Origin of the sequence: Candidatus Cyanaurora vandensis (assembly GCF_013285555.1) — a bacterium.
GTDB lineage: Bacteria > Cyanobacteriota > Cyanobacteriia > Gloeobacterales > Anthocerotibacteraceae > Cyanaurora > Cyanaurora vandensis.
Genome location: NZ_JAAXLT010000085.1, coordinates 1 through 13,744, shown reverse-complemented (window position 1 = coordinate 13,744; position 13,744 = coordinate 1). Strand labels below are relative to the sequence as shown.

Below are 13,744 nucleotides of genomic sequence, written 5' to 3'. Positions count from 1 at the left end.
TTTTTGGAACTTGGGATAGCCTTTCTTGCCCACAATGTTCTTTTTACAGTTGTCAAAGAAGCTGGAGACTGCCGACCATGCTCGTTCGGCTGCGGATTGTCTTGCCATCGAGTTTAGTTTATTAGCCCATTCAAACTCTTTGGCAAGAATCGCACATTGTTTGTTAAGATCATACTTAGTAGCACCCTTAGTATCTATCCAATAGCGCAAGGCTTTATTACGGATGAATTGGAAGGTGCGGATCGCCTCATCAATTAAGGCGAACTGCTCAGAGGTGGCGACTAACTTTGACTCAAGGACTAACATACTACTATTATAGTTTATTTAAGCTGAAATTTGTCGCTTAGCTATCCTATGCGCCATTGGCTGATACGGCTTATATCCCCATAGCTAAAGCTAGGGGTTTTACGCCGCTCTTGGTAAAGGGTTCTCTCTATTAGCAAGCTCAGTTTGCTTTTCCCTCAGGGCCTTGAGCATCCCAGCATCCTCATTCATGAGTAGTGCGAGTACCCAATCATCGCCAGACCCTCAATTATTTTCTTTAGAGTATCTCAACGCCTAAATCATGCACTAATTCTAAGAAATGGTATGGTCTTCTCAGCTAGGGTCATGAATTTGGGCAGTGACGGGTCATTACTGATCGAGGGTTGGCGTTTCATCGCTCACTCCTACGCCGTCGTTAACCAGTTTCAACTGTTGGAATTGGTCAGGCAGCCGGGGTTACAGGTTTTTCACCGTGATTTACCTTTTTACAATCCCAACTGGCAATCTACCCTAGGCTTGTTTGATACCGCGAGTGAATCTACGCTTAAGCGTATTCCCGCCCCCCCCTTAAATCTTATTGCGCCCACCTATCGAATTGGTTTTCCCTACACCCTACCCACGAGGGGAGAGCGAGTCTGGGTGTTTGGAACGGCAGAGGGCCGCATGGTGCCGCGCATCTACATGACGGGCAACCAGCCATTTATTCAGGCTTACCGCAACTCTCAGGCAACTATTATCACGCCCTCGCAGTGGTCCCGCTCCGGCTTCTTGCACGAAGGAGCTGACGCTGAACGGGTGGTGGTAGTCCCCCACGGTATTGACCCTAAAATCCATAAGCCTGCCAATTCTTACAAACGCCAGAAGTTACGCAAGGACCTAGGTTGGCAAGGGTTTATTTTTTTGCACATCGGGGCCATGACCAGTAACAAAGGGATTGACTTGTTGTTAAAAGCATTTGCCGCAGTTGCCACAGTTAACCCAGAGGCGCGGTTGGTGTTGAAGGGTTCCGACGCGCTCTATGCCTCACAGCAATATCTTGCCAATATCATGCAGACCTTGACGGTACAAGAACGACAACTTGTGACCCCGCGCCTGACTTATTACGGGGCAACTTTAACGTTTAAGCAGTGCGCCGAATTATATCAGGCCGCCGATGTCTACGTTTCGCCCTATCGCGCCGAAGGTTTCAACTTGCCTGTGCTGGAGGCCATGGCCTGCGGCCTGCCGGTCATCTGTACCCAGGGCGGAGCCACCGATGACTTTACCCATCCCGATGCCACCCTTTATGTAACCAGTACCCTCAGCCAGACGATGCAGCCGGACCAGACCCCCACTTGGTTTTTGGCACCCGATCTTGAACACTTGGTGGTCCAGATGAACAAAGTTATGACCTGCCCTGATTTCGTCACCCAGGCACAGACGCGGGGACCTGCGCACGCGGCAAATTACACTTGGCATCGCGTGGTTGCTCGTCTCCGCTCAGTTCTGGGACTTGCCCCGGCTGCCGGTGGGCAGTAAGCTCAAAAAAATTGGATGCCCTGTGAATAGCCAACACTTGATTGAAGTGGGTCCCTTGTCTTGGTTCTATCGTGAAGCCGTACCCCTCGGACCCTCAGACCTCGCCCCAGTCTTGTTCCTCCACGGTCTACCTGCCCAGGGTTACAGTTGGCGGGCAGTCCTGCCGGGAATTGCCGAGCGCGGGCATCGCTGTGTGGCCCCGGACTGGATTGGGTCGGGCCTATCGAGCAAACCGGAACCCAAAGCTTTTGGCTACACTCCTGCTGCTTTCCTGACTGCCCTTGCCGCCTTTGTCCAGACGCTAGAACTGGCTCCTTTTCATCTGGTCGTCCAGGGATTTCTTGGTTCTGTGGGCATTCAGTATGCCCTAGCCCATCCTGACCAAGTGCGCCGCTTGGTCATCCTCAATGCGCCTCTCGGTGCCGCAAAACTACCCTGGTCAATGCAGCAGTGGGGGTTGCCATTACTCGGGGAGATGTTGACCCAGGACCCCATCTTGGTTGACCGGACTCTGGAAGCGGGGAGTAAGTACCAGATCCCCGATGCGGACTTAGAGGTTTACCGTCGTCCCTTCCTCAAAAGCTCTGCCGCCGGGAAAGCCTTGGTCGCCACCATCCGCAACCTCCAACTCGCCCAAGCCCTCCCGGAGATTACTACGGGTCTCAAAACTTGGACCCAACCCGTCCTTGTTGCCTGGGGCGACCAAGACCCCTGGCTCCCCCTTAGTCTGGGTCAAGAAACTGCCCGTATCCTCAAGGACGGTGAATTCACCAAGCTCCTGGATGCCGGACACTACCCCCAAGAGGATGGTTTCATCGGTTTAGTCCCTGTCCTTGCCAACTTCCTGGGCCGTCGGGATTAGCTAGCTGACAGAAGAGCTTGGTGAAAGCTTGGCAGCGTTGGGGCCGCGATTGCTTGTTCTAGTAAATCTTCTAACTGTTGGGCCTCGGTGATGGCTGATAAAGCCTGACTCACCTCGCTAGGCAAAGGACCGAACTTGCGGCTCAAGTAGCCAATTAACATTTGCCGCTGGCCTTCTTCCCGGCCTTCTTCCTTACCTTCTTGTAAGACTTCTTGGTAGAAGCGCGTCTGTTTCAGTACATTCAAGTCAATGTTGAGCATCGTCAGCACCTCCTGTCGAGTCTTGCGCGGAAACTTACTCACCAATACCGCTTCCACTAGTTCTAACATTTCTTGATGAAATTGCTCCCCGCGCTGACGGCTCTGGGCTAACAAGCGTCGCGCACTCATCCCGGCGGTGTTCTCCTGTTCCACTACTAGGTAAAGCAAGCTCAACCCCGGTGACTCAGGAGCTACTATTGCTAGTTCGTCCAAGTACAGCCGGGTGGTCCGACTCGGGGCAAGTAGTTCTTGGTAGCGGCGGCTCTTGGGCTCTAGCACCGGGTCTAGGGCGCGGGTGGGAAAAAGCAGAACCCCGTGCCAATCGTTGCTGAGCGGGGACTTGTCTAAATATAACAACACCTCAGTGAAGAAGCGGGCATAGAGCAGCGCATCATACTGGAACTGCACCTCGACAAAGTAGATAGGCTCGGTAGCAAGCTTGGGCAGGAAGACACCATCAATGCGAAAGCTGCGCTGCTTGACCTCCACCGAAACAAACTCGTAGTGTGCCGCTATATCTTCATCCCGTCCGATGGCTTGGAAGAAGACGGCGGGGGCTTGCTGGAAGATGACGTAAAAGAGGGTATCGGTTTTCATCTGGCACTCATTTGCTAGAAATACCCCAGGAATATCAATGTTAAAGGGATGATATTGGAGTTAATCCTACTCAAGTTTAGAGCGATTCCCCCTGATTGACGGGCAGGATGGCTCCAGGGCAAATATCAATTAGGAAACAACGTTCGCAAGCAGGACGACGGGCATTACAGACGGCGCGGCCGTGGTAGATGAGGCGGATAGACCAGTTTTCCCAATCGGGTTGGGGGAGTAGTTTAATCAAGTCTTGTTCAATTTTGACCGGGTCCTGAGTGATGGTGAAGCCTAACCGATTACTCAGACGGCGCACATGCGTATCCACGGTTACCCCACCGTTAATACCGTAGGCGTGGGCGAGGACAACGTTTGCGGTTTTGCGGGCGACCCCGGGCAGTGTCAATAGTTCCATCATCGTCCGGGGCACCTCTCCGGCGAAATCAGTCATAATTTTTTGCGCCGCGCCCTGGATATTGCGGGCCTTGTTACGGTAAAACCCCGTGGAGCGCACCAGGATTTCGAGTTCACCCAAGTCAGCCTGAGCCAAACCCCGCGCATCCGGGAACCGAGCAAAGAGGTGGGGCGTGACGAGATTCACCCGCTCATCGGTGCATTGGGCCGAGAGGATAGTTGCCACCAGGAGTTGAACGGGGCTTTGGTAATCTAAGGAGCAGGGGGCCTCAGGATAATGTTCCTTGAGCCGACGCAGGACCTCGACAGCGCGGCTGACTTGTTTTTTGTGGGCGGGAGGACGGGGCATGGGGATAGGTAGATTAACCGGATTCAGCCTCTCAATATAGCAAGCTGACTTAAAGTACAAAATCTCAGTAGCTGGCTGGGAAGCTAAGGTTGTTATGCTTCCTCAATGCAGCGAATCACTGGTCTGAATTGATTTGTCCAGGAAAAATCAATTCAGACCAGTTTACTGTCGGCTTGACTCACTACTAGGGGCACTAGCAAATTAGACATCTTTTTATACCTCGCGGTAGACAGCACAATCGGCTCACTCGCTCAAAGTAATAGAAATTATTCCTGTCTATCTGTTCATCCGTGGGGAGACACTGGGAGCGGAGGCTGTTTTATGCTGTTTCGCTATCAGAACGATAACGAATAACTCTTGCATCCATCCTTAGGTATCACGCAATACATTTCACAACCGAGAGAGCGTGTTTCCTAGGGGATAAGTATTACAGGATACGACCTTGTTGGAATCACCTCGTCCTTTGACCCGCCGGGAACTAATTTTGACCGCTGGAGCTACGCTTTTGGCTCCGGGCTATGTCAACGCCGCCGATGCCCCCGAGACCACCAAGGCCCGCTTGGGTTTCGTGGCCCTTAGTGATTGTGCCCCCCTCGTCATTGCCAAAGAAAAGGGCTACTTCGAGAAGTACGGCATGAAAGATGTCGAGGTCCTCAAACAGGCTTCTTGGGGCGCATCCCGCGACAATTTAGAACTCGGCTCAGAGGGTGGTGGGATTGACGGGGCACACCTCTTGACCCCGATGGCCTATCTCATCAGCAATGGCGCGATTACCAAGGGCAGCCGCAAAATTCCGATGTACATCCTGGCCCGTCTCAACATCAATGGTCAGGCTATCTCCGTCTCCAACAAGTACAAACCGCTCAAACTGGGCCTCAACAGTGCGCCGATGAAAGCCGTCGCTGAGCAGGCCAAGGCCAGTGGCGACCCCATTACCGTGGCCCAGACCTTCCCCGGCGGGACCCACTGGGCCTGGCTTCGCTATTGGTTGGCAGCGGGCGGGATCAACCCCGACACCGACTTAAAAGTAGTCACCGTTCCTCCCCCCCAGATGGTCGCCAACATGAAGACGGGCGTAACCGATGCTTTCTGTGTGGGGGAGCCCTGGAACCAGCAGTTGATTAACCAACAGGTCGGCTACACCGCGCTCACCACCGGGCAACTCTGGAATAACCACCCAGAGAAGTCCTTGGTCGTCAGGGCTGCCTACGTGGACAAATATCCCAAGGCCAGCAAAGCGATTTTGATGGCAGTCCAAGAGGCGCAACTCTGGGCGGACAAGGCCGAAAATAAAGACGAACTCTCCCGCATTGTCTCTAGCCGTCAGTGGATCAACGCGCCCGTTGCTGATATCGTCGCCCGTTACAAAGGGATCTTTGACTTCGGCGATGGTCGTCCGATTGAGCGCAATAGTCCGCACATTATGAAGTTCTGGGCCAACAATGCCTCCTATCCCTATCCCAGCCATGACCTCTGGTTCATCACCGAGGACATCCGTTGGGGGGTCCTGCCCACCAGCACCGATGGCAAAAAACTAGTCGCCGCCGGCAACCGTCAGGACCTCTGGCGGGAGGCCGCGAAGTCTATTGGTCAAGCGGGACCCAAGGGCAACTCCAGGGGCGTGGAGAAGTTCTTTGATGGCATCAAGTTCGACCCAGCGAACCCCGAAGCCTATCTCAAGGCCGTCAAAATCAAAAAATTAGTCTAAATCTCCCCTCGTCCCCAATCACCCTACCCTGAGGAAACCCAGATGACGAACGAGGTTGTACGACCCCTGAGCGTTGAATCCCAGCCGAACCCCGCCCTCCAAGAATGGTGGGAACGCGCTACCTATGTGCTATTGCCCCTGTTGGCCCTCGGGGTCTTTTTGGGAGCGTGGCAATTACTGAGCGCGGCGGGGAAGACCGGACAAATTCCTGGCCCAGTGCAGGTGATTACCGATACGCTGCCCTTGATTGTGGACCCGTTCTTTGACCGGGGAGCCAACGATAAGGGCTTGGGCTGGCAGTTGCTCTCCAGTTTGCAACGGGTGGCCCTCGGCTATACCCTGGCGGCGGTGGTGGGGGTGAGTGTGGGGATTTTGATTGGTACCGTTAAGCCCCTGCGGATCGCGGTGGACCCCATCGTGCAGGTGTTGCGGACGGTCCCGCCCTTGGCCTGGTTGCCAATTGCGCTAGCCGCACTTAACCAAGCGGAACCGGGGGCGATTTTTGTCATCTTTATTACGGCGGTCTGGCCCATCATCCTCAACACGGCGGTGGGCGTAATGCAGACCCCCCAGGATTACCGCAACGTGGCGAGTGTCCTCAAGCTCTCGCGGGCTACTTATTTCTTCAGTATCCTGCTCCCGTCAGCGGCCTCCTACATCTTCACCGGGCTCAGGATTGCGGTGGGGTTAGCGTGGTTGGCGATTGTGGCGGCGGAGATGCTCACGGGCGGGGTGGGAATTGGTTTCTTCATCTGGGACTCTTACAATAGTTCGCGCATGAGTGACATCATTCTGGCGGTGGTCTACGTCGGGTTGGTCGGGTTTGCCCTGGATCGGCTGGTGTATTACCTGGGTAAAGTCTTGGTCGTCTCGGAGTAATAGCGATGGCGTTTCTAGAGATTCAGAACGCGGGTAAGATTTTCACCACGGGCACCGGGGTCTATGAGGCCTTGCGGGGAGTCAACCTCCAGATTGCTGAGGGAGAGTTTGTTTCGCTGATTGGGCACTCCGGCTGCGGTAAGTCCACGGTCCTCAATATGGTGGCGGGTTTGGGACTCGCCACATCAGGCCGGATTCTGCTAGAGGGGAAACCGATTACGGGGCCGGGACCTGACCGGATGGTGGCTTTTCAAAATCACTCCTTGTTACCCTGGCTGACCGTGCGCCAAAACATTGCCCTGGCGGTGAATGCGGTCCACGACCAACTTTCCGAAAGTGAGCGCACGGCCCTTGTCGAGGAACACATTGCCTTGGTCCAGTTACAAGCCGCTGCCGACAAGAAACCCCAGCAGATTTCCGGTGGGATGCGGCAACGGGTGGGTCTGGCCCGTGCCCTAGCAACTCGGCCCAAGGTTCTATTGTTAGATGAACCCTTCGGTGCCCTGGATGCCCTAACGCGCGGCCGTTTACAGGAGCAACTGCTCAAGATCTGGGAGGCGCACCGGATCACCGTGGTCATGGTGACCCACGATGTCGAGGAAGCCCTCCTTTTATCAGACCGGATTGTGATGATGAGCAATGGTCCCGCCGCGAAAGTTGCCGATACCATGACCGTCGAGTTACCCCGGCCCCGCGAACGACTCGTCGTTATCAACAACCCCAACTATTACCGTCAGCGCAACGAATTACTTTATTACCTGAGTCAGGCGAAAAAACAGACCGCCACGAAAACCGTGCCCGTGGTCAAGGCTGGGAGTGGCCTAGAGAAAGCCGCGCTCACCCTCGGTTTTGTGCCGCTCTCGGATTGTGCGCCCTTGGTGATTGCCCAAGAGAAAGGATTTTTCATAAAACACGGGCTGACCGTCACCCTCTCGCGGGAACCGAGTTGGAAAGCGATTCTCGCCGGGGTCCTGGAAGACCGACTCGACGGTGCCCAAATGGTCGCCGGGATGCCTCTCGCTGAAGCCTTCAAGCGCGAATCCGTACCGCTCATCAGTGCCATGACCCTCTCGCGCAACGGCAACGCCATCACCCTGAGCCGCCGTTTCTGGGAGGAGGGCGTCCGTACCCGCGCCGATTTCAAACGTTATTTGACGGAGGACCGTTCTGGCAAACGTCATACCCTGGGCATCGTCCATCCCACTTCGATGCATAACCTGTTGCTGCGGCACTGGCTAGCGGGCGGTGGCATTGACCCAGACCGGGATGTGAACCTAGTCGTCATCCCGCCGCCCCAGATGGTCGCGAACCTCCAGGCGGGGAACATTGATGGTTACTGCGTGGGCGAACCCTGGAATACCCGGGCGGTCCAAGAAGGGATTGGCTTTGTCCCGGTGACAGACCTGGACCTCTGGCCCGGACACCCTGAAAAAGTCTTGGGTCTCAAGGAGTCCTGGGCGGCCCGTTATCCCCAGACCCAACTCGCCCTCGTCAAAGCCCTAGTTGAAGCCTGTCTTTTTTGTGAGGACCGGGCCAACCGCGCGGAGGTGAGCCGTCTCATCGGGGCCAAAGCCTACGTCAACAGCGAGTACACGGCCCAGGGACTCTCGGGGTCCTACGACTATGGATTCGGACGAACCGCGCAACTACCGGACTTTAATGTGTTCTTTGCCCCGACCAACCGGACTGAGCAGTTGTGGGTATTGACCCAGATGGCGCGCTGGGAACTACTCCCCTTCCCGCCCCACTGGCGCGAGGTGTTGGACCGGGTGTACCGCGAGGATGTCTTCCAACAAGCCTGTACCGAGTTGGGTCACAAGCTCCCCGCCGCCAGCTACCAGCCCCTCGTCCTCCCCGACGGCTCCCGCCTCGACCCCGCCGACCCCCTGACATTTATGCAGACTGCTTCTGCGGTCGCTTGAGCTAAGAAGCCCCCTAGCCCCCATGAATGGGGGGACAAAGCTAGAGCAGCCGCTAGATACAAGTTCACGAACTGGGGAGCAAGAACTAAAATGCTCTGCTGTCTTCTGCTTACGCCTTTGGCCTTGGTCCCCCACCCTGTGGGGCGGAGGGGCCTTCACCGAGGAACGCCATGTCTTACCTAGAACTGAGTTACATCACTAAGTCATTCCCGACGCCCAAGGGTCCCTATGTGGTCCTCAAGGATGTCGCGCTCAAGATTAAACGGGGGGAGTTTGTCGCGCTCTTGGGTCACTCTGGTTGCGGGAAGTCTACCCTTTTGAATATGGTGGCGGGGCTGAGTCGGGCGACGACTGGGGGCGTGATCCTGGAGGGCAAGGAAGTCTACGAACCCGGACCCGACCGGATGGTGGTTTTCCAGAACTATTCACTTTTGCCTTGGTTGACGGCCTACGAGAACGTTTTGCTGGGAATCAATGCGGCTCTCTCCGGTACCGAGGCTGAGAAAAAAGAAATCGCTGACCGTTACATTGCGCTAGTCGGTCTCACTGCCAACGCCCACAAGAAGCCCGGTGAGCTCTCCGGCGGGATGAAACAACGGGTTGCCCTCGCCCGCGCCCTGTCAATTCGCCCCAAAGTTCTCCTCTTGGATGAGCCCTTTGGTGCCTTGGACGCGCTGACCCGGGAAGAGATGCAGGACGAGGTGTTGAAACTGTGGGAAGCTGACCGGACGACGGTTTTGATGATTACCCATGAGATTGATGAGGCGATCTTGCTGGCTGACCGGATTGTATTGATGACCAATGGACCGGAGGCGACGATTGGGTTAATCCTGGACGTGAACTTCCCCCGGCCCCGCTCCCGTGCTGACATCCTCGAAGACCCTGCTTACTACACCCTCCGTAACCAAGTGATGACCTTTTTATACGAACGAGCGGGCGACCCGGCCCTCGTGGACTGATGGAACCGATTAGAACCCTCTGTCCTTACTGCGGGGTGGGCTGTGGTCTGGAGGTCCTGGGTCAGCGCGTCCGGGGCGACCGTAACCACCCCTCTAATCAGGGCATGGTCTGTGTCAAGGGCGCGACCATCCTCGAATCCTTGGACAAGGACCGTCTCCTCTACCCCATGTTCCGTGAACGCTTGGACCAACCCTTCCGCCGTCTGAGTTGGGAGGGGGCGTTGAGCTTGTTAGTCCGACGAATTCAACAGGTGCTAGAGACCCAGGGACCCGATGGGCTTTGTCTGTACGGGTCCGGGCAGTTTTGTACTGAGGACTATTACACGGCTCAAAAATTGATGAAGGGCTGTCTCGGAACCAATAATTTCGATGCTAACTCGCGCCTGTGTATGTCCTCAGCGGTCTCAGGCTACCAGCAGAGTTTTGGGGCCGATGGTCCTCCTTGCTGTTATGACGACCTAGAGATAAGTGATTGTGCTTTTTTAATCGGCACCAATACCGCCGAATGTCATCCCATTATTTTTAATCGTCTCGCCAAGCACCAACGCCAGAATCCCCAAGCCAAGCTCATCGTGGTCGATCCTCGCCGTACACCCACCGCCGCCGCCGCCGATTTACACTTGGCCATTCAACCGGGAACAGATATCGAGTTGCTGCACGGCATCGGCTACTTACTGTTGGAGTTTGGCTACATCAAAGAATCTTTTATCCAAGCTCATACCCAGGGTTTCGCGGAACTCAAGGAAATCCTCCGCCACTATCCGCCCGCCGTGGTCAGTGAACGATGTCAGATCCCCATTGACAATTTAATTACCTGCGCCCACACTTGGGGCCAAGCTGAGCGAGTGCTCTCGCTCTGGTCCATGGGGATGAATCAATCCAGCGAGGGGACGCTCAAAGTCCGTGCCCTGATTAATCTACATCTGTTGACGGGGCAGCTTGGACGACCGGGAGCGGGTCCTTTTTCCTTGACGGGCCAGCCGAATGCCATGGGTGGGCGGGAGGCGGGAGGTTTGTCGCACCTATTACCGGGTTATCGCTCTGTGAAGGAACCCCAGCACCGGGCACGGGTGGAGCAATTCTGGGGGCTACCAGCCGGACGAATTTCACCCAGGCCGGGGCGCAATGTCTGGGAGATGATTTTGGGACTCGAAGCCGGGGCGGTCGGCCTACTCTGGATCGCCGCCACCAACCCCGCCGTGAGTATGCCCGACCTAGAGCGGACGAAACGTGCCCTTAGTCAATCCCCCTTCACGGTCTACCAAGACTGTTATGACCCGACGGAAACCACGGCCTACGCCCACCTATTACTGCCGGCGACCCAGTGGAGCGAAAAAACCGGGGTTATGACCAACTCCGAACGCTACGTCACCCTCTGTCCAGCCTTCCAGCCGCCTAGGGGCGAGGCCCGCGACGATTGGGCGATCTTTGCGGAGGTGGGCCGTCGGTTAGGTTTTGCCGTCCAGTTCCCCTTTACCCAAGCCAGCGAAGTCTTTGCTGAATTTGTCCAGCTAACCGAGGGCCGCCCCTGTGACATGACCGGGATTAACCATGCTCAGTTACAGCAAGGTCCCCAACGTTGGCCCTGCCCCCTCACGGGTCCCCAGCCGCCGGCTCGTCTCTATACCGACTTGAAATTCCACACCCCGGACGGTCGTGCCCATTTCGCGGCTCAACACCCCCACGGTCTCGCGGAACCCCCAGATACGGAGTTCCCCTTCATCTTGACTAACGGACGACTCTACGGACACTGGCACACCCAAACGCGCACGGGACGGATTGAGAAGATCCGAAAAATGCACCCCACGCCCTTTATCGAGATCCATCCCCAGGATGCAGCCCAGTTCAACCTCAAGGAAGAGGACTGGGTCGAGGTCCAATCACGCCGGGGCCGCGCCTACTTCCCCGTCCGTATTACTGCCGCCATTCCTCTTGGTGTCCTTTTTGTTCCGATGCACTGGTGATTATTGTGGGCTGAGGCCAGCGAAGCCAATGCCCTCACCCACCCCGCCCTCGATCCGAGTTCCCACCAACCCGAACTTAAAGCCTGTGCAGTGCGCTTAAAGGTCTCTGGTCCGCCATCGTCATTGGTTCATCCCTAATTTCTATGACAAACAGTATGTGCAAACTCGGTCCAACGGTTACGGTTACGGCTGCGCGTGTTTGAATGTCGAGACGAACGCCAAAGATAAGCGCATTACCAAGGTGAATTCCGGCAAGACCCTCCCGCTAGCTAGGTGCCGGGACGACAAGACGCTACCCAAACCCGAGATGTGATGAGTCAAATATGCCCGCTAGCCTCCCCACTCATCAGCCCACTGTTCAAAACCAACTGGGTCGTCCTCCGTGGGGTGTGTACTTGCTCAAACAGGAGATGAACTTAGTACAACAGGAGCTGCTCTTGCTTTAGTAGGAGTTTGAGAGCGTTGGTATGGATTTCTCCAAATTTGAACAGGCGAGAGCCGGGGTGTAGTCAAGCCGTTTTAACAGCGTGCGGGGGCTACTCATGGTTAAATCATCCTATGAAAAGACGCGGGACATTGCTGGTGGGGTTGACGAGTTGGTTAGCCCTGCCGAGTCAAGGTCAGACCCTAGCGGAGGTCAGACTCCCAGTCCGCATCCTCCAGGACCGCACTACCACCCTCTATGTCCTTGATATCCAGATTGAGGGAAAAAATACCAGCTTGATTTTGGCGACCGGGAGTGCCCAGAGTTGGTTGGACCCCAGCCAAGGCCACCCCGCCCTCGTCAACCGCCAGGGACCCACGAGCCGACTCAGCTACACCGACGGCGGACAAGTACAAGGCGCGGTCGTCGATCTAGCCTTAACCCTGGGTGACTGGCAACGAAAAGTCCCCCTCCTCCTCGCCAGCTCCCTCGAAGGCCCCGCCCCCAGTGTCGTCGAGACCGTCAAACGCTACTTGGCTCAGGGAGTACTCGGATTGCGTCCAGGGATGTTCCCGGGCATCAAGCGCGTCTCCCTTAGTCTGGTCGGTTCGCGTCCCGCCTTGATCCTCAATCCCCTTATCTACAGTTCAGCGATCGCTTTACCCACTGTGGGCCAGACTATTTTGTTAGGGAAGGCTCCCACCTACCGGACCCAGTTGGACAGTGGTACGCCCTTTATCTGGTTGCGGTCCACAACGGCGGAGGGCTTAGGGGTACGCCCCGAGGATTTAGACCCGGCACCGGGAAGTCCACCGCAGGTCAAGAGGGTCAATCGTCTGTTGAAGATCCGCCTAGGCAAGCTCTACCTACGCTTCAACCCGCCGCAAGTATTGGTGGTCGAGACGGACTTATTGGGAGAGATGGATATGGTTTTGGGGCTGCCCTTTTTTGAGCAGACGACCGTGACCTGGGACTTCCAGGGGGAGCAGGTCTACGTGGGCGAGGTGCCCTAGTCTTCGAGTAAACGGCGGTCTAGGCCCCAGAGTTGTTCGAGTTGTAACGCCTGTTGTTCGAGACGGCGGGCTTCAGTCTCTAGGGCGATGAGGGATTCTAGGTCCTGGTCACAGGGCACATCCACCCGAAAACGCCGGGTCCGTCCGTGGTACAAAGCCCGCGCCTTGATGATCCCCGACTTGCGTAGGCCCTGCCAAAAATATTCAAAGCCCGCTTGGGTATCAAAAACCTTGGTCAGGACCACACCCATTTCCAAAACCGTAACGACACTGTAGCGTTTCTGCCTGGGTCCCGGCGTACCCCAGACACTTTTCACGGCGACAATCAGGACAGCCCCCAGCCCATTTGGCAACCCTTGATGACCCAGGCTGAAGCCGAAGCCCACACCAAAAACAGCTATTACGCCGGACGCACCTTCTACCACTAGACTCAGTGCAACCGTAACTGCAACCATTCAGAGCTTGTGCTACAAGAGTGCTGGTTGACACTCCCCACGGCTAAAGCCGGGGGATAGCTGGGTGGTACCGCCCAGCTCTTGGTTCCACGAGTCAGCTTGCAACATCGGATTGCGCCTCTGTCGTAGGGGCTATGCTCTCCCCAAGCGTTGACGTTTCCCAGT

Annotated in this window: 11 protein-coding genes and 2 pseudogenes; 9 read left to right on the top strand and 4 right to left on the bottom strand. The window is 56.0% G+C overall.

Annotation, left to right across the window (positions count from 1 at the left end; translation table 11 throughout):
* Positions 1–306 (bottom strand): annotated as a pseudogene (locus HFM78_RS05485) (RNA-guided endonuclease TnpB family protein); the annotation flags it as partial.
* A 303-nt stretch (positions 307–609) separates the two neighbouring features.
* Between HFM78_RS05485 and HFM78_RS05480 the strand changes: the two are divergent.
* Both HFM78_RS05480 and HFM78_RS05475 read left to right on the top strand, forming a co-directional pair.
* Positions 610–1,782 carry a glycosyltransferase gene (locus HFM78_RS05480; RefSeq protein WP_287128417.1) on the top strand — a complete coding sequence of 391 codons (1,173 nt, stop codon included), beginning with the start codon at positions 610–612 and terminating at the stop codon, positions 1,780–1,782.
* A gap of 22 nt (positions 1,783–1,804) precedes the next feature.
* Complete coding sequence (locus HFM78_RS05475; RefSeq protein ID WP_287128416.1) at positions 1,805–2,644, top strand: alpha/beta fold hydrolase; 840 nt, start codon at positions 1,805–1,807, stop codon at positions 2,642–2,644.
* Here HFM78_RS05475 and HFM78_RS05470 read toward each other — a convergent pair.
* On the bottom strand, positions 2,641–3,501 hold the full coding sequence (locus HFM78_RS05470) for an Rpn family recombination-promoting nuclease/putative transposase (RefSeq protein WP_287128415.1): 861 nt from the start codon (positions 3,499–3,501) through the stop codon (positions 2,641–2,643). The genes HFM78_RS05475 and HFM78_RS05470 overlap by 4 nt on opposite strands.
* Before the next feature lie 76 nt (positions 3,502–3,577).
* On the bottom strand, positions 3,578–4,255 hold the full coding sequence (gene nth / locus HFM78_RS05465; protein WP_287128414.1) for an endonuclease III: 678 nt from the start codon (positions 4,253–4,255) through the stop codon (positions 3,578–3,580).
* Between the two features lie 442 nt (positions 4,256–4,697).
* Between nth and HFM78_RS05460 the strand changes: the two genes are divergently transcribed.
* From HFM78_RS05460 to HFM78_RS05435, 7 genes and pseudogenes are all read left to right on the top strand, one after another.
* A complete protein-coding gene (locus tag HFM78_RS05460) occupies positions 4,698–5,963 on the top strand; it encodes a CmpA/NrtA family ABC transporter substrate-binding protein (RefSeq protein ID WP_287128413.1) in 1,266 nt (421 codons plus the stop codon).
* Positions 5,964–6,005: 42 nt separating this feature from the next.
* Positions 6,006–6,842 carry a nitrate ABC transporter permease gene (gene ntrB / locus HFM78_RS05455; protein WP_287128412.1) on the top strand — a complete coding sequence of 279 codons (837 nt, stop codon included), beginning with the start codon at positions 6,006–6,008 and terminating at the stop codon, positions 6,840–6,842.
* 5 nt (positions 6,843–6,847) lie between these two features.
* Complete coding sequence (locus HFM78_RS05450) at positions 6,848–8,764, top strand: nitrate ABC transporter ATP-binding protein (protein ID WP_287128411.1); 1,917 nt, start codon at positions 6,848–6,850, stop codon at positions 8,762–8,764.
* Positions 8,765–8,934: 170 nt separating this feature from the next.
* Entirely contained in the window at positions 8,935–9,723 is a 789-nt protein-coding gene (locus tag HFM78_RS05445) for an ABC transporter ATP-binding protein (protein WP_287128410.1), read from the top strand.
* Positions 9,720–11,825 (top strand): annotated as a pseudogene (locus tag HFM78_RS05440) (molybdopterin oxidoreductase family protein). The gene HFM78_RS05445 and the pseudogene HFM78_RS05440 overlap by 4 nt, the downstream one beginning before the upstream one ends.
* A 19-nt stretch (positions 11,826–11,844) precedes the next feature.
* Positions 11,845–12,000 carry a DUF4087 domain-containing protein gene (locus HFM78_RS16155; protein WP_396033560.1) on the top strand — a complete coding sequence of 52 codons (156 nt, stop codon included), beginning with the start codon at positions 11,845–11,847 and terminating at the stop codon, positions 11,998–12,000.
* A 245-nt stretch (positions 12,001–12,245) separates the two neighbouring features.
* Positions 12,246–13,124, top strand: a complete 879-nt coding sequence (locus HFM78_RS05435) for a hypothetical protein (protein WP_287128408.1) — start codon at positions 12,246–12,248, stop codon at positions 13,122–13,124.
* Here the strand turns inward: HFM78_RS05435 and HFM78_RS05430 are convergent.
* Positions 13,121–13,579 carry a hypothetical protein gene (locus HFM78_RS05430; protein WP_287128407.1) on the bottom strand — a complete coding sequence of 153 codons (459 nt, stop codon included), beginning with the start codon at positions 13,577–13,579 and terminating at the stop codon, positions 13,121–13,123. The genes HFM78_RS05435 and HFM78_RS05430 overlap by 4 nt on opposite strands.
* Positions 13,580–13,744: the final 165 nt, after the last annotated feature.